The following is a 17,199-nucleotide window of genomic DNA, read 5'->3' on the forward strand; positions in this document are numbered from 1 at the left end:
CGGATTTATTAATCTCCACATATAATGACTTAGATTGATTCTAAGGACCAGCAACCGCTTTCATTATATAAGGAGAGGTGACTTAATGAAAAAGTTTAAATTTAGTCTAGCTTATCAAATTCTAGTTGGGTTGATTTTGGGAATTATTGTCGGAGCCATTTTTTATGGGAACCCAGCAGTATCTACTTATTTACAACCAATTGGCGATATCTTTATTCGATTAATTAAAATGATCGTTGTCCCAATCGTTATTTCTACTTTAATTATCGGTGTTGCCGGAACCGGTGATATGAAAAAACTAGGTAAACTCGGCGGAAAAACACTTTTATATTTCGAGGTTGTGACAACAATTGCGATTATCGTCGGTCTACTTGCTGCGAATATCGTAAAACCTGGTGATGGTCTCGATATGGACAAATTAGCTAAAGGTGATATTCAACAATATGTTGAAACAACAAATGAAGTAACGAGCCATAGTTTCGCCGATACGTTCGTTAATATTGTTCCAAGTAATATTATCCAATCTTTAGCAAATGGAGATATGCTTGCGATTATTTTCTTTGCAGTTTTATTTGGTTTAGGAATTGCTGCGATTGGCGAAAGAGGAAAACCAGTCCTTGCCTTCTTTCAAGGTACAGCCGATGCGATGTTTTGGGTTACAAACCAAATTATGAAATTTGCACCATTTGGCGTTTTCGCTTTAATTGGAGTAACAGTTTCAAAATTTGGGGTAGAATCATTAATTCCACTTGGTAAATTACTTATTTGTGTATATGTCACAATGATCCTCTTTATTGTCGTCGTACTTGGCATGATTGCTAAAATTTGTGGGACAAGCGTTTTTCATCTCATTAAAATTTTAAAGGACGAACTCATCTTAGCCTATTCAACCGCTAGTTCAGAAACTGTATTGCCAAAAGTAATGGAAAAAATGGAGAAATACGGCTGTCCAAAAGATGTCGTTTCTTTCGTTATTCCAACGGGGTATTCATTTAATTTAGATGGATCTACGCTTTATCAAGCACTCGCGGCAATCTTTATTGCCCAAATGTACGGGATTGAACTAAGTATTACTCAACAAATTACATTAATGTTAGTATTAATGGTTACGTCCAAAGGAATTGCTGGTGTCCCTGGAGTATCCTTCGTCGTCCTATTAGCAACATTAGGGTCGGTTGGTATTCCGCTCGAAGGATTGGCTTTCATTGCTGGGATCGACAGAATTTTAGATATGGCACGTACGGTTGTAAACGTAATTGGTAATTCATTAGCCGCAGTTGTCATGTCTAAATGGGAAGGTCGTTTCGATTCAATTAAAGGGGAACGATACCTTAATTCAATTGACAAAGCCGCTTAATGCGAATAAGTAAAGCAGGCCGTTTAATATGTAAACGACCTGCTTTTAATTAAGTTAAAGAAAGAATATTTTTTAAAAATGTCCCCATTTTATTAGTAAGGGTATTTGTTCGCTAAACAGGCGCTTGAGCTTTTCTAATTTATTAATGCGCTGCTGCGTCACGCATTTTTTTGAAAATGCCTTTATTTTTTAAATTATTGATTGTAGCTGGTACTAAGAAACGATCTACTCCGTAATACGCTGTTCCTTTTACGACGAATAGTAGAATTACTGCTAGTGCTAGAAGAACTGGATTTGTGCTAATTGTTCCAGCGAGTAAGAAGTTCAAGTTCATGAACGCACCTGCGATAAGCGCTGGCAATGTTAGTGCGCCGACGATGAGACCAATTCCTACAAGAACTTCTCCCCATGGGATTAAAATGTTAATAAGTTTCACATTTGGTAAAGCGAATGTTTCAACAAATGTTGCATACCAACCTTGCACGATAGGTGCTTCCCCACCCGCTTTAGCAATTGTTCCTGTTAAAAATCCTGTCGCATCAAACGCTCCTATTTTATGCCAGCCTGCTTGCAGCCATTGAACACCAAGCCAAATTCTTGCTACCGCCCAAATCATTGCTACCCAACGATTTTCATACCATTTTCTCATTTTACTCACTCCTAATTTTTGTATTGTGAAATTATTCACATGATATTATAAAAAAATATTAGTTCTTTGATCAGCTGATTTTAAATGTTTATTTGTTGTGAATTATTTCACATTCTCTTTACACTCTTAATATACAATGTTTTCATTATTTTTTCAAGGGGGTATTTTGAATGTCACGAATTTGCCATTATTTTGATTTTCTGTATAGATGAAATATGAGTTGCGCACTCACACCGCCAATGAAACCGATCATCACCCATATGAATAAAGAAAATAAACCGGCAAGATCGCCCCAGCCTGTCTTAGTATTCATGAATGCACGAAACATTTCAATATATCCGATAGCAATACCAATAATAAATAGAATAAACATGGGAAGATAACCACGAATGACAGCACTCGCAGCAATCCCCCCAACGATTAATGAAAATCCGATAAATACTAAAATGTTTATTGCTGTTAATGAAGTGCTAAGTACCGCAACAACTCCGATTAAAAGAAGGAGAAACGAGATAACACTTATGATTAGACCGGTTTTCATTTGGCATCACCTCAAGAAAAGCGTAAGCATATTAGAACAAAGGTACTTTGACACTCGGTAGTAAATATAGCAACGAAAGAGGATGGAACAATATGAATATTGGCCAACATGCACGCTTCTATCTAAAACCCGCCATTTTCTATTACGTGACACATCATTTCCGCATTTGGATATGTGGAGTTTTTATATTGTTTGATTACTTCAGCGATATCATAGTTAACTCTTACAATCGAAGTTTGAAAACTGTGGTTCGCCACCTCGACAATTGCATACGATGATTTTGTCATTCCGTCAAAAGGCAGACCAACACTACCTATATTCATAAGACATTTTCCCTCAATGTAACGAATAAATGGTTTATGAATATGTGCGTATACGAAAAGATCGGCATCATTAGTCATCATTTTTTCAATTAATTGCTCGTCACTCTCACTTGGTAAAACAACATCAAATAAGCTATTCGGTGTAGCATGAAAAGCGCGAATACGGACTCCGTCTTCTTCTATAGAAAGATCTGTAGGTAGATTTTTCAAATAATCGATACTCATATCATCTAATTGAGAACAAATCCAATCACGTTCTTCATTCATCATCGCTAACGCCTGATCTGGGACTTCCCCTTCATTAACACCGCGAACAACCCATTCATCTGCATTTCCTTTAATGACATCACAATTCAACGATCGAACAAGATCCAAAGCTCGCTGAGGTTCTGGACCGCGATAACTAATATCGCCGAGAACAAAAATTTTATCTACATTTCTTTCTTTTATATCTTGTAGGACGGCATCCAAGGCAGTCGCATTGCCATGGATGTCTGAAAGGAAAGCGAGTTTCATACAATCACCCTTTGCGTTTTCCCTATATTTTACCATGATTTTGTCACTGATCCCTAATGACTGAATATCCTTCTTACCTTTGTTAGGACAAGCTTTTTAAAGATTGACATGCGATCCTCATGTTCAGTAAATTGGGCTTTAAACAATCTTCTCACCATTTCCTCATTCTCCATCATCTTTTCTACATCGAAAAGAACTGGAATTAGAGTTGTACTTGGTCCGACAAATTCCGCTCCTTTTTGTTCGATTCCAAGCCGAAATGAAATGCGGAGCATTCGAAAAAATCGCTTTTCCATCAAACCTATATAATATTTTGGTTTATGACTTTGCACATGATCATAAAACACAGGCATAAAATTCTCGAAATATCCCCGACGCTGATAGTCCTGATGCAGACATAACTTATCAATTTCCCAAACTCGCTGTTGATGAAGTTTTACCCCTTCAAATTCAGAAAATCGCATTCTTCCTTCGACTGTACTATGCGGATTATTTGGATCATATGGAATAAACTCAACTGTTCCAATTACTCGCTTTCGATTATTTGACGATAACAAATTATAGCGAACACCATTTTTGGCATATGGATCATTATGCCACCCATACTTTTCACAAAAATATTCCCACGTATGTGCAAATTTCTTTTGTTGTCGTGATGATTTTACGATTTCATACAACTACCTTTCCCCCTATCCCGTATGTTTAACACGGGTTTTAAAAGAGCCCTTATGGATAAAGTTAATAAGGGCTTAGTGCGATACAATATCAAAATATAAGATAAGATTAGCTGTCAAAGGGTGGATCTGTCGGGTCGGTTGGTTCCCCTGGTTCCGGTTCGGGCTTTGGATCCTTTGGTGGCCAAAACTTCATCGTCATACTAATATCTAATGTTTCTAACTCTGGATTCTTCCAGCTCTTTTTCATAAGTATCATCCCTTCACACTTCTATTAATAAGTCCAAATTACTAACCACTATCAACTGGCTGGATAGCTAAACTCTATGAACCTTGTCACCTCCTTAAAAACAAATAGATAATTATTAAACCGCTTCCATTTGTCGGCCTAATAGCCTACTATTTACGATTTAAAAAGCCAAGAAACATCCCAGAAAGCAAAAGAAAAATTGTGATTTTTACCGATATCCATAATGCGAGCCTATTTGCCTAAGCGTAAAAATAAAGGAATCCATAAATATAAAAATGCGTTTGTACCACCACTTGTACGTGTTAATTCTGTTAACAATAAGCTAATAAAATCTGATTTTCTTTTCGAATCATAATTTGATTCTCTATAAGATTATGTAAGATCGCAATCATTAAGAAATTTCCAATATAAGAGGCAAGCCCATAGAACCAATTTTTTTTAAAAAAACCAACATATTCACTATTAAAGAATTTTCAATTCCTAAATTGACCATACCACTCATACTTATCATCGGAATCAACAATAAATCCCATCTGATAATTCGATAACTGTCATCGCTATAAGGTTCTATGCTAAACAAACCAATGATTCATTATAAAGAACATTTTTACAAAAAAATAATTGCCTCCCTATAAATAATTACTCAGATCGTTCTTTATAAAGAATTTTATCATTTGATAATTTTATTGTCAATATATTTCGCCAATTAAATCGTTAAAAAGCATAATGTTCCTTTTATATAATAATCCCTCATTAATTCATTTTTTAATTCTGAACCAATAAGGGATTATCATTTTTATTTGTTTTTAAATGTATTGCCACTTTTAATATCTTTTGATGTCAAATTCAAAACTGCATTATATAGTACATTATCTTCAACCTGATAAGCTGGTGCATCCTTTCCTGCGTTAGTCGTATCCACCCCTGAGATAATACTTTTAGTTCGAATGTCGTTTCCTTTAATTGTTACCCCAAACACTTTCGTCGGTTGTGGATGCCCATAGGGACCAACTTTAATTAAAGGTGTGCTCGTCGTGTTATGTTCCGCTAATACAGTGCTATCAATCAACTCAAAATCTTGAGCACCTTGAATATAAATTGCAGCACCATAACCAATATCTCCCCCTACTTCTAGCAATGAATTTTTAATCGTGACAATAGGCTTTCCGTACAGACTATTGATACCGATCAAACTACCTGAATTTTTTATCGTACATTTATCTAGCACATATTTCCCTTCACGATTTATCTCAAGACCGCCAGCCTCAAAAGCACAGTTTTTATATGTTCCTGCTGGCAACATCGTCCCTTGTCCATTGCTATCTTTCACAACTAAACTATCATAGACACTTTTGCTGTTTCCAGTTCCAAATATAATCCCCTTATTATTCGTTTTTGCATGAATGGTAACATCCTTTAAATCTACTTGTTCATCCCAAATATAGAGCGCTCCAGAACGAACACCGCTCTGTTGGATCGTAACATTTTTTATCTTTTGACCTCTAGCACTGCCTACACTTAGACTTGCATCAGTCAGTGCTGCATTGCTAAAAGAAATATCCTTACCAAGCAGCTTCACTTCACTATTTGTAAACTTATTTTGATCCACCTCTGCATTCTCCGAATATAAAGTTAGCCCGGAATCATTAAAGGAATTATTCTTCACGATTACCTCGCCCCTAAATCCTTTATGGGCATGAACACCAACAGTCCCTTTTTTTGATTGCTCAAATTCGTTATCTTCAATTACTACATTTTCTCCATAGGCAAGTACAATCTGAATTTTATTATCAGTAAAGCGGTTGCCTTTAATTATCGTATTTTTCCCTGGAAAAAATCCAGGTTCAATGTCAATCCCACTTTGAGGTGCCGTACCGTTCGTATGATGGATATAATTATTAAGGATGTGAACATTATCAGAACCAACGAGGCTTATCCCCTGTCTTCTGTTGTAACCGATATCCGAATTTTTAATGGTAATGTTTTTTGAAATATCAACTGTCATCCGATTCACTTTGACTTCTTTAGTTGAAACCGCATCAAAGACTGCCCGGAAATAATCGGCATCTTTTGGGATAATGGACTCACCAGAATAAAACCGAACTTGTTTATCCGCCTTTATAAGGCTGTCATCTTCCCGATAATAGTACACATCTATTTTACTGCCAGAAGCAATGCCTTCAGGAAGCCAGAAATGAATATTCTCGTACGCTCTATATGCAGGATGATCAAAATGAGTTACATCGCGATTATTAGTACGGATTTTTCCTTTCAGTAGAACTAGATTTCCTTTGTCATCTATTCCGCCTTCTTCCAAAGATTCTTCTGTAATTGTAGAACCAGTTACAGTTGTAGCTGTAACAATTATTCCATCTCCAGTGAATTCCTCTAGTTTGACTCCGTCTATTACTATATTCTCTGCTCCAGCAATCTCAATTCCATAGCCCCATTCATGGGTTCCCCCAGTATCGGAACCTTTTTTAGAATAATCATGTGTATCCCTATCTCCACGAAAAGTACCTCCTCTTACCGTTACATTTTCTACATCAGCGCCAATATAAAGTACCGAATAAATTTCAAATTCATTCGCTTCTTTTTGCAAAACTGCATTTTTACTTATATGTAAATCCATATTACTAACCATATTAATTCTTGCTTCGGGGTCTGCTTGTTTTGTACCTTTGGCAATAAGATAAACTCCATCAGGAATGTGGAATGTTTTATAGTTGTTCTCTTTCGCCCATTTAAGCGCAGAGTTAATTCCCTCCGTTGTTTCTAAAGGATGTGTTCCGTCATTGTATACCCCCCATCGATCTAACTCTAGTTCATAAATTGGTGTTTTCGATATACTGTCCAGCTTTACATCGGCTAGTTTAGCAACTGAATGAGGTGAGATAATCCAAGTTGTAACGAAGAAAACAATGATCGTCATGGATATAAAAAGATGTTTTTTCATAAAGTTTCTCCTCCTTATAACCCATGATTTCTAAAATCCTTTCATATTAACCCTTACAAATCCTCTTTATACCTAAAATAGTGTTTAGAATCAGACAATCAGCCCATACTTTAAGTTTTTCTGTGAATAACATTTTAATAAGGAAGATAGTAAGTAATACTCATTTAAAATATTGGGGGCAAAATTTGAAAGGAGTGATCTTTTATGTCTAGTGGTTCTTATTTAGTTGAGTTGGATCGTTGGAATATAAAAAACAACGGATCAGATGCGGTCAACACGTCTAAAGGGATAAACAGCGCTATCGTATGGGCTTCCCAAGAAGGATACTCAGAAGTTGTCTTACCAGACGGAACCTATTTAATTGATGAAAATAACCCGGTCATCCCACAAAGTTTTATGACATTCAATTTAGGCGGGGCTACTTTAAGAATTAGAGACAATAGTCTACCAAAATATGCGATTGTCTTATTTCATCAAAAGCAGCAATATTCGAGGATTACTAATGGTAAAATCGAAGGCGATCGTTATACTCATACTTATACAACTGGTAGTACACATGAATTTGGTATTGGTGTAGAACTTAGAAATGGAGTAGAATACATTACGATTGACAATCTGGAAATCTTCAATACTACTGGCGATGCAATTATCGGTATCACCTCATTTGGTGGCATCGGAGGAGGCTTTCCACAACTTGGCGGAAATTTTGAAGCAGGAGGGATTAATACATCTAATGGAAGTTTAACCTCGGATACAAATCGCATTCGTTCAAAAATAAAGATACCAATGGTCCCCCAAATAACAAATCTTGGCCGTTTTGGACTTTATGGTGATAGCTACGGCGGCATCGGCAAAGAAATAACAACGAACACGTACGATGTAGTATTTTATAAAAGCGATGATACTTTTTTAGCATCAGCAAAAGATCTGCACTTCTTTGATGAGGTCGAAGTTCCAACTGGGGCTAGTTATGCCAAAGTCGTATTGCATCAGGCCACGGTACCTTCAATTTCAGGAAATACAATTGTGATACGAACTCCAGAATTCCCCAAACATGTATATATCGAAAAATGTAATCTGCATCATTGCCGGAGATTAGGGATTGCCATTTGCGGAATGAAACACTGTTATGTAAATGGATGTGAAATTCATCATATTAGTGGGACAGCTCCTCAGGGCGCGATCGATATTGAAGATGGATATGATCTAAATCAATATATTTTCATTGATGGTAATAATATTTACGATAATCAAAGTTATAATATTATCGCGGTAGCTGGAAAACATATTAGCATCACTAACAATAGAATTCGTTCCGGAATATTCACGATTAACTCAGGTGTCGATAAGGCAATCGTTGAAAATAACTACTTTCACGATTGTGGACCACGACTAACCGGGGATACCCTCTTCTCAAATAACCATCTGTATAACTGCCGCCTTCTTCTTCTAGGTAACGGGGAAGCCAAGATAAATAATTCTCACTTTCATAATAGCCCAATTAACTTTGGTAAAGAAAAAGCCTATGTTGCCCAAATAGACAATTGTAAATTTTTATATGACGAAGACTTTTATGGTGCTTCAATAAATCCAGGTGCGCCTTTGATATTTAGTACCGAACCCCAAAGCATTTCCGACTCTATTTTTGAAGGCAGTGGAAAAGAAGCCTTTACCACAGTACCAGTAGGTGCCCATGATTGGATCTTAGATAATGTATCTTTTATAAATATTAAACATAAAGAAAATCGTATTACTCCATTACCACCTGGGGTGTACAATGGATGCAAATTCATTAATAGCGGACGTCTATGTGATCGATCCGGAGAAGCATTTAGCAAATACGAATTTAATAATTGTTATTTTGAATGGGATTCCTACACCTTATTTTACATGGGGCCTAGTCAGAAAGTCGACTTCTTCAAAGTAAGTAACTGTTACTTTTATAATCCAGTAGGTTATGATAGCGCCTTCTTTTTGAATGGTAATTGGGGAAACCTTTATCTTAAAGAAAATACATTCTATTATCCTAATGGTAATAGGTATTTTATGATTGACATTCGTAATACTACTGTTGCTGATTCAGTTCAAATCATTGGTAATACATTTATCGCCAATCATTCCATGATAAGTGTAAACGCCGATAAGTCACCGAATATTCCTTTAATTTTTAAGGATAATCATTTATTAAAGAGCCAAATAAACCTACATGATTTTCACTTATTATTAAATAACTTGATCGATAACGAACTTGATCCTTATTACACTAGAAATACAGAACCTACGTCAGGATTTTACAGATTAGGTCAGCAAATTAAAAATTCAAGTCCTAAGCCTGGGAGTTATATAGGCTGGGTAAATACAAGTGAAGGGATGGTAAATAATATCCCATGGAAACCAAATACTGCATATAAAGTTAATGCATTAGTAAACGCCAATGGTAAGGTTTATAAAGCTATGGAGGCTGGAACTAGTGGTGCAACTGCTCCCTCCCATACAACAGGAAGCGCTTTAGATGGAAGTGTAAGATGGGAGTATGTGAATACATTGGCAGCATTTAAACCATTTGGACAAATCTCAAATTAAATGTTTTGTAGACTATCGATAAAAAGTCGATAGTCTATTTTGAACATAATTAATCTCATTGTATCGAAAATTCCCATAAAAATTATTTACCATTCTTCTTTACAGTTGCCTCATATAATTTAAATCTTTTTACCCACGTATTCACTTCATTAATTTGTTCAATAGTAATATTATTTTCAGGGAATTTAAGGATAATTAATTCCATATAAAATAAGTAACGATAAATATTTGAATTTTTTAAGGAACTTAACAAATCCTGATTAAAGAATCCACTTTTCGTTAAGCTATTATAAAAATTTTCAAAAAGTGAATCCATTACTCGACTTAATTTAATTAACCCTAATTGATTAATTTTATCCATGTGACTATTTTTTGTTGTTAGCATAAAAAGCATAAAATAAAAATCAAAATAGCAACTTCGGTGTTTATGGGTATTCCAATCTATAACCCGTGTGTCTCCATTTTTAGTTAATATGTTCCCCTCCCAAAAATCCCCGTGTGAAAATACCAAAGTTATAGTTGTATCACTTTGATTATTCTCAAGTATTTTTATAACGTTATCACAAAAATCTCTTATCTTAGCTATCTCATCAGCGCAACGACTTTTATGACAATTCATTTTTTGAAATACCTTGGATAAATTTTCAACCCTTTCTTGCATAAATTTTTTGTATTCTAATGTCTGTGTATTTTTTACAGTCATAATTTTTTTAATGATCGGGAATATCTCCATATAAACCTTTTCTATACTGCTAAAATTATAAGATGGCCTGTTAAAATTAATGTATTCCTCTGTAAGGTATCGTTCTTTAACACTCCAATTGATTAGGTCTGGTGCAAACTCATACTGTGAAATTTCTTTTGTACTACTTATTCTATTTTCAGCCTCCAAAAACGAAATGTAATCAGGTAAAATTGTTTTTACTTTTTGTTCTTTTAAATTGAATACTTTGTATTCACCTTGCCGTAATTTTAGTAAGCACTGACCATAGTGATTAGTTGTTATCAATGAAAGAGGCACTTTATTTTTATATTTCCTTTTCTCTACATAAAATGCGTAAGTAAATTGTGAAACGCGTACAAACCTTATCAAAATAGAGGGTAACCTATTAATTAATTGACTTCTTGTTGTTCTTTCAAGAAAAGTAAATGGTTTACCATTATTAAATAGATAAAAGTGCAAACCAATAATACTTTGGGCTACGTTTATATAAATATTATTTTCTATAAGGATATAATTGTACACTCTTGTATTTTGGCAATCCAAATTGTCACCCTTACCTTTTTTCATATTTTATAAGCAGCCAATAGATTATTTATCAATGTAAAAAACATAATATCATCTGATGTTACATGATATATCGTTCTTTTATGGGAGTTGTATTAATATCAAAACTAACCATATATTTCGATATAACTGGATTTACATTGTTTTAATATAGCTTACTAACCCAACATTCTAAACTCCTCTAGCTTAAGTAAAACATTCCTATTATCTTTTTACATGATGGCTCGTACTAATTTATTATTAATAGCGACTAGTCGGCCATCACTAATTTTATATACAATATCGCAATTTTCAATTGTACTTAATCTATGTGCGATAATAATTAAAGTCTTATCTCCTTTTAAACCGTCAATTGCCTTCATTATTTCTTTTTCTGTTTCATTATCTAAGGCAGACGTTGCCTCATCCATAAATAGAATTTCGGGATTATGGTACAATGCGCGAGCTATTCCTATGCGTTGTCTCTGTCCGCCTGAAAGTCTTACTCCTCGCTCTCCAACGGTTGTATCCAATTTGTCAGGGAGCGTTTTTACAAATTCTTTTAATTGTGCTTGTTCTAACGCTCTCCATACTTCATCATCATCAATTATTTCTAAATCAATTCCAAACGCCACATTTCCTCGAATTGTATCGTCAGACAAAAAAATAGATTGTGGAATATAACCTATTTTTTGTTGCCATAATGATTTTTGTTCATACAAATTTTTATCGTCCACCAATATCTGTCCCCGTTCTGGTTGAAACAGTCCGAGAATAATATCGACAATAGTGGTTTTTCCGGCACCTGATTCACCGATAAACGCGACGGATTGTCCAATTGGAATAGTAAGGGATACATCTTTTACTGAATATTCCTTTTGACCTGGATAACGAAAAGATACTTCTTTTAACTTAATTGAATTGGTAAAAATTCGGTTTCCATTATTGATTACTTCTGATTTTTGATTCTCATTTTGATTTAGTGACTTTTCTTTATCTAAATATAAATCTTCATAAATAACTGATAATGCGGGTTGACTATAACGAATCATTGTAATCATTGCAACTACACGATTTATTGAAGGCATTAATCGAAAGGCAGCCATTGCAAATAATGCCATTGTTGACACTAGCTGTGTTGTATTTGTTCCCTGAAAAATAATTAACAGCATTGTTATTAGAACTACCGAAACTAATAACGTCTCAACAAAAAGCCGTGGGACTTGGTCCAACATTTTTATATATCGACTATTATTAGCTTTAATTTGGCTTTGTTTTGTGTATGCATCAACAAAAAAGCGTTCTTTTCCTGACACCTTTACTTCTTTGGCTGCGCCTAATCCCTGATTTACCCATTTAATCATCGTGCCACTTACTTTTTGCTGTTCTTCTCCCAATTTGCTAATCTTCTTCCGAAATAATTTAAAAAATAAAATAACGCTTCCACTTAATAAAAGAGTAGCGGTAAGTGTTGCTTGTGGGGCTGTTACTAGCAACAATAGTAAAATACAAATAATAACAAGTGCTTCAGTTAATAATTGAAAGGTGGAAAGGATAATTCCTTGAAACACCTTAGATACCTCTCCATTTACATTTCGAAGTAAATCAGCTGTATTACGTTGTAAATGGAATGTGTAAGGTTTTGTTAAGTATTCTTTTAAAAGATTTCGTGAAAGCTTAACTTGTTGATTTAAGATTACCCTATATTGTGCATAGTGAAATAGTAATAAATATAGATTCTTTAGGACAAAAATTGAAAGCAACATTAATACTGAAAAGACCATAAACGCCGTGGTTGATTGAAAATTAAATTTTTCATATAAATTCGCTAAAATAGCCTGCTCTTGGATAATTTTCGGATTCGTCACAATTCCAATAAAAGGAACTATTAACCCAATCCCGATTGTTTCTAATAGGGCGGCTACTATCATCATTACAAATAAAATAACTAATTTTTTCTTTTCTCTTTTATTAAAAAGTATTAATAATTTTTTTATTGTATCTTTCACCTTTGTCACACCTTTTAAATATATAATAATTCTTATATTTAAGCTTAAAGAGTACCATTATCTATACTAGACCAAAAATGAATAATCTCGTTTGTCCCCATATATCTCAAAAAAATCTTTGTAATTGTTCAGACTGAATAAACGATTCTTTTATAAGATTAATCCTTAGCCGTTGTCTCATATTCTTATTTTCGATTAGATATTGTATCTTCTTATATATTTCTTCCTCAGAACAATGTGCAATAAATCCATTATATCCATCTTGAATTTGTTCAAAGGCTCCAATGAAATTAGTTGTTACGATTGGCTTAAGTAAACACTTCGCTTCAGCTAGTGTAAGACAATATCCTTCGTGCCTAGATGTTTGAACATAAATATCGGACTGTTGGATATATGGGTAGGGATTTGGACTTGCCCCTATAAGTAAGAAGTCTTCTTTTAAACCGTATATTTGTATTAACCGTTCATATTCCCCCCTATCATTACCTTCTCCGATACAGTACCATCTAACCTCGTATCCTTCACTACGTAATCGTGATAATACTTTAATTGCCAAGTCTTGACCTTTTTCCTTTGAAAGTCTCCCGACAGTCACAATCCTTAACCCTTTATAATTATTGTCAAACTCAATCGGCATCTTTGACATTTCTATTATTACGTCTTTAGGGATTATATTCATAAAGACTTCAGTCTTATTAGTTATAGTCGGAACTTTTTCTATAAGTTTGTCCTTGCCCTGATTTGAAACTACAAATATCTTTTCGTAATTCTGATATAACTTTTTATATAACTTTTCATTGATTCTATGTTTCGATACATCAAAGTGAACCCAAGATATTTTTCTCTTTGCATTCACTTTCTTTGCAATATAGTAATCAATAATATCAGTAGGTCCTTGATATGATATTGCTATATCATATTCAACTGGATTATTAGGTACATCCTTTAACACATTTTTATAATACAAATATCTATTATTAAAAAACTTTGATATAAAATATACATTAATAAAATTAACTATTTTTAAAATTTTTTTATTATACATTAGGTTTCGTACTGTTTGTTGGGGGGGTTGCATGATTATTTGTTTCACTCTAGAAAACCATGTTGTCTCTTCGACTTTGATCCCTGGTGGAATGTATTCTAGAAAGCCACCTTTTCTTTCTAATAGTAAAAGTGTAATATCATATTTCTCTTTCGGAATCGTAGATAATAGAGATAGAAATGATTTTTCAACTCCACCAATATTCATACTCGTAAGCATAAAAAGAATTTTCTTTTTCATCCGTGTTCCACCTCAATCCTCGATCAAAAACCTCCGAATTTTATATGCCCAAAAGATGAAGTAGTATACATGAGTGACTTAAGTTTTTAAAATATATTTGCTATTTCATTGAACTTTTCTGTTTCTAATACGTTATTCACATTTTCTTTTTGTAGATTTTTTTTAATTCTTTTTCTTAAGTTATCATCGGTCAGTAATCGAATAATTGCGTCGTACATCTGATCACTATCTAAACTAACTAATAGACCCGTTTCTTCATTGATTATTTGCTCAGCAGCACCGGTGAAATTAGTACTAATAATTGGATTATCAAAACATCTGGCTTCAGCTAATGTGATACAATACCCTTCATGACGGGACGGCTGTACATATATATCACATTGCTTCATATATGGATATGGGTTCGCACGCGCGCCTAAAAGAAAATAATCTTTCTGAAGCTTATACGAGACTATAAGTTGTTCATATTCATTTCGTGCACTTCCGTCGCCAACGCAATACCATCTAACATTGAGTCCATCTTTTTTAAGTTTTGCTAATACCGGAATTGTCATATCCTGTCCTTTTTCCTTACTTAAACGCCCGACAGTTAAGATACGAACGCCTTTAAATTCATCTTCAAAACCCACGCCCTCTACTGCCCTTTTCTTTACTAACTCTTTAGATACGAAATTAGGAAATTCCTCCGTCCTGTAACCGAGTTTAGGCAACATATTCACCAACTTAGTTTTCCCTTCCTTTGATACTACAAAAATCTGATCAAATTTCTTGTAAATCTTCATTGCAAAGTACCTATTAAAGCCTATTTTTGTAATATCAAAATGAATCCACTGTATTTTTTTTTCAGACTGTATCTTATTCATAATAAAATAGCTTATGAAGTCCATTGGACCAGCATAAGCCACTGCGATATCATATTGATTTTTCTCTACTGGATAATTCCATAAAATATATTTATAAAAAAGACTTCTTTCCTTTTTAATCTTAGAAATAAAATATAAAATTACGATTATTAGAGCTTTAATGATGTTTCCTTTTTTCAGAAAGTCTAGCGCGGTTACCTGTAAAGGCCTATTGAGCATTTTCTTTATATTGTTATAACCCTTAAAATACTCAACCCTGACACCGCTAGGAATGGAATTCAGAAACCCACCGTATTCTTCTAGCATAAAAATTGTTATATCAAACTTATCTTTTGGCATTTCTTCTAACATATTCAGCAATGCTTTTTCAGTTCCACCCACATTCATATTAATAAGCATAAAGAGAATACTTTTCTTCATAAGCTTCTCACTTTCTTTCTTATCCTATCAACTGATAGAACTTTTCAATTTCCTCAACATTTCCTTTTTTCTCAGATTGCAAGTATTCGATTATGTTCTTTCTTAAGTTACTATCATTAATTAATTTTAGAATCCCTTCACAAACTGCTTCTGCGTCCATATCTACAACAATCCCGTTCTTTCCTTCAAGCATCTGATTATATACCGCATCAAATCTTGTCGTTACTACCGGAATATTAAGCATCCGTGCTTCTGCAATCGCAAGGCCGAACCCCTCAAATCTCGAAGTTTGAACATAAATATTAGCATCCCGTATATATGGATATGGGTTCGCCTTCACACCTAATAATATAAAATCATCGATTAGGTTATTTTCTTTAATCTTAGCCTTAATATCGTCCTCTAATGGTCCTTTCCCTAACGCATACCATTTGAATTTAATACCTTTACTTTTTAATTTTTTACAAGCATCTACAGCAATATCGTATCCTTTTTGATGGGCTAATCTTCCAATCGTAAGGATTCTGATTCCCTCAAAATTGTCTTCGTAGCTTCTTCCTATGTTAGCCATGTCTGAAATAAACTCAGAATTGTTAATATCATAAATAACTTTAATTTTCCCCAAATACTCTGGAAAAGTTTCTACGAGAATTTCCTTTGTTGAATCGGACACAGCAACAATCTTGTCATATTGATCATAATATTTTTTTTGAAATCTTTTATCCTTTTCATTTAAACGATAACTAACATTTACCCAAGCATATTTTTTCTTTGCCTTTACTTTTTCTGCTACGTAAAATGTAGGAACACCTTGTGCGTAACTTATAGCAATATCATAAGTTTTTGGATTATTTTCGAGCACATCTGAAGCACTCTGCCAAAAAATTCTAGCCTTTTGGGGATTACCATACTTTTTCTTTCGAATCCCGATTGAATATTTCATTCTTGCAGCGAGTAGCCTAAAGTCCATTTCCCTGATGGAATTCCCTAGAGCATCTTTTAAATTAAGACTGGAAAATTTGGTGTATTTCAAGGGCTTTAATAAATTAACTTCCTCTGGAACCAATTCTTCTAATGCACCGCCATGTCCAAACAACATAAGGTCTACCGAGTAATTGGAATAATCTAATAGCGATAATAATGTTACTAAACTCTTTTCTGCGCCAGCACATTCTAAAGAATCAATTACAAATAAAAGGTTTTTCTTCACTTTGTAATGTTCACTTCCTTTACACTATGGAACATGTTTTAAATATGTTTAAATGCCCACTATAAACTATCGTTTTAAATCGAGATTGTGTTATTTACAATTTGTTTAATCTCCTTTGCTAGTACACCAGCATATAAAGTTTTCGGTTTGCAGTCCTTGCTAACATTGAGCTCGCTGCAATAACACATCCATCACCTATTACCACACCTGGTAAAATAGTAGATCGAGCACCTATCCAACAACCCTTCCCTATAATGACTGGTAGTTTGTTGGATATTCCCAATTATTAGGTACAC

The 17,199-nt window shown here is 34.2% G+C and carries 14 protein-coding genes; 2 read left to right on the plus strand and 12 right to left on the minus strand.

Going from position 1 to position 17,199, the window contains the following annotated elements; translation table 11 throughout:
- Nucleotides 1-85 precede the first annotated feature (85 nt).
- Complete coding sequence (locus KHA95_RS13840) at nt 86-1,357, plus strand: cation:dicarboxylate symporter family transporter (RefSeq protein WP_213138120.1); 1,272 nt, start codon at nt 86-88, stop codon at nt 1,355-1,357.
- Nucleotides 1,358-1,499: 142 nt separating this feature from the next.
- Here the strand turns inward: KHA95_RS13840 and KHA95_RS13845 are convergent, their stop codons facing one another.
- The 6 genes from KHA95_RS13845 to KHA95_RS13870 form a co-directional block, all read right to left on the minus strand.
- Nucleotides 1,500-2,006: a DoxX family protein gene (locus tag KHA95_RS13845; protein WP_213138121.1), complete on the minus strand. Its 507-nt coding sequence runs from the start codon at nt 2,004-2,006 to the stop codon at nt 1,500-1,502.
- Between the two features lie 187 nt (nt 2,007-2,193).
- Nucleotides 2,194-2,547, minus strand: a complete 354-nt coding sequence (locus KHA95_RS13850) for a hypothetical protein (protein WP_213138122.1) — start codon at nt 2,545-2,547, stop codon at nt 2,194-2,196.
- Nucleotides 2,548-2,669: 122 nt separating this feature from the next.
- Entirely contained in the window at nt 2,670-3,386 is a 717-nt protein-coding gene (locus tag KHA95_RS13855; protein WP_213138123.1) for a metallophosphoesterase family protein, read from the minus strand.
- A gap of 53 nt (nt 3,387-3,439) precedes the next feature.
- Complete coding sequence (locus KHA95_RS13860; RefSeq protein ID WP_213138124.1) at nt 3,440-4,063, minus strand: hypothetical protein; 624 nt, start codon at nt 4,061-4,063, stop codon at nt 3,440-3,442.
- Between the two features lie 106 nt (nt 4,064-4,169).
- Entirely contained in the window at nt 4,170-4,310 is a 141-nt protein-coding gene (locus KHA95_RS13865) for a paeninodin family lasso peptide (RefSeq protein WP_213138125.1), read from the minus strand.
- Nucleotides 4,311-5,106: 796 nt separating this feature from the next.
- Entirely contained in the window at nt 5,107-7,266 is a 2,160-nt protein-coding gene (locus KHA95_RS13870; protein ID WP_213138126.1) for a right-handed parallel beta-helix repeat-containing protein, read from the minus strand.
- A gap of 204 nt (nt 7,267-7,470) precedes the next feature.
- Between KHA95_RS13870 and KHA95_RS13875 the strand changes: the two genes are divergently transcribed.
- The gene (locus KHA95_RS13875; RefSeq protein WP_213138127.1) at nt 7,471-9,849 is read left to right on the plus strand and encodes a right-handed parallel beta-helix repeat-containing protein; all 2,379 of its coding nucleotides are present in this window, start codon (nt 7,471-7,473) and stop codon (nt 9,847-9,849) included.
- Between the two features lie 82 nt (nt 9,850-9,931).
- On the opposite strand, the gene KHA95_RS13880 is transcribed toward KHA95_RS13875, so the two are convergent.
- The 6 genes from KHA95_RS13880 to KHA95_RS23390 all read right to left on the minus strand — a co-directional run bounded on the left by KHA95_RS13880 (nt 9,932) and on the right by KHA95_RS23390 (nt 17,186).
- The gene (locus tag KHA95_RS13880; RefSeq protein ID WP_213138128.1) at nt 9,932-11,140 is read right to left on the minus strand and encodes a phosphotransferase; all 1,209 of its coding nucleotides are present in this window, start codon (nt 11,138-11,140) and stop codon (nt 9,932-9,934) included.
- A 209-nt stretch (nt 11,141-11,349) separates the two neighbouring features.
- Entirely contained in the window at nt 11,350-13,125 is a 1,776-nt protein-coding gene (locus tag KHA95_RS13885; protein WP_213138129.1) for an ABC transporter ATP-binding protein, read from the minus strand.
- Nucleotides 13,126-13,231: 106 nt separating this feature from the next.
- Complete coding sequence (locus tag KHA95_RS13890) at nt 13,232-14,410, minus strand: glycosyltransferase (RefSeq protein WP_249316922.1); 1,179 nt, start codon at nt 14,408-14,410, stop codon at nt 13,232-13,234.
- A gap of 86 nt (nt 14,411-14,496) precedes the next feature.
- Entirely contained in the window at nt 14,497-15,693 is a 1,197-nt protein-coding gene (locus KHA95_RS13895; protein ID WP_213138130.1) for a glycosyltransferase, read from the minus strand.
- A gap of 19 nt (nt 15,694-15,712) precedes the next feature.
- Nucleotides 15,713-16,903, minus strand: coding sequence for a glycosyltransferase (locus tag KHA95_RS23280; RefSeq protein WP_213138131.1), 1,191 nt, complete (start codon nt 16,901-16,903; stop codon nt 15,713-15,715).
- A gap of 118 nt (nt 16,904-17,021) precedes the next feature.
- Nucleotides 17,022-17,186, minus strand: a complete 165-nt coding sequence (locus KHA95_RS23390) for a DapH/DapD/GlmU-related protein (RefSeq protein WP_213138132.1) — start codon at nt 17,184-17,186, stop codon at nt 17,022-17,024.
- Nucleotides 17,187-17,199: the final 13 nt, after the last annotated feature.

It is taken from the genome of Bacillus sp. FJAT-50079 (genome assembly GCF_018343515.1).
Classification (GTDB): domain Bacteria; phylum Bacillota; class Bacilli; order Bacillales; family Bacillaceae_C; genus Lederbergia.

Coding starts and splice junctions, on each gene's coding strand:
- KHA95_RS13845 (WP_213138121.1), bottom strand. CDS start 2,006: ATGAGAAAATGGTATGAAAATCGTTGGGTAGCAATGATTTGGGCGGTA.
- KHA95_RS13875 (WP_213138127.1), top strand. CDS start 7,471: ATGTCTAGTGGTTCTTATTTAGTTGAGTTGGATCGTTGGAATATAAAA.
- KHA95_RS13890 (WP_249316922.1), bottom strand. CDS start 14,410: ATGAAAAAGAAAATTCTTTTTATGCTTACGAGTATGAATATTGGTGGA.
- KHA95_RS13880 (WP_213138128.1), bottom strand. CDS start 11,140: ATGAAAAAAGGTAAGGGTGACAATTTGGATTGCCAAAATACAAGAGTG.
- KHA95_RS13865 (WP_213138125.1), bottom strand. CDS start 4,310: ATGAAAAAGAGCTGGAAGAATCCAGAGTTAGAAACATTAGATATTAGT.
- KHA95_RS13850 (WP_213138122.1), bottom strand. CDS start 2,547: ATGAAAACCGGTCTAATCATAAGTGTTATCTCGTTTCTCCTTCTTTTA.
- KHA95_RS13895 (WP_213138130.1), bottom strand. CDS start 15,693: ATGAAGAAAAGTATTCTCTTTATGCTTATTAATATGAATGTGGGTGGA.
- KHA95_RS13840 (WP_213138120.1), top strand. CDS start 86: ATGAAAAAGTTTAAATTTAGTCTAGCTTATCAAATTCTAGTTGGGTTG.
- KHA95_RS13870 (WP_213138126.1), bottom strand. CDS start 7,266: ATGAAAAAACATCTTTTTATATCCATGACGATCATTGTTTTCTTCGTT.
- KHA95_RS13855 (WP_213138123.1), bottom strand. CDS start 3,386: ATGAAACTCGCTTTCCTTTCAGACATCCATGGCAATGCGACTGCCTTG.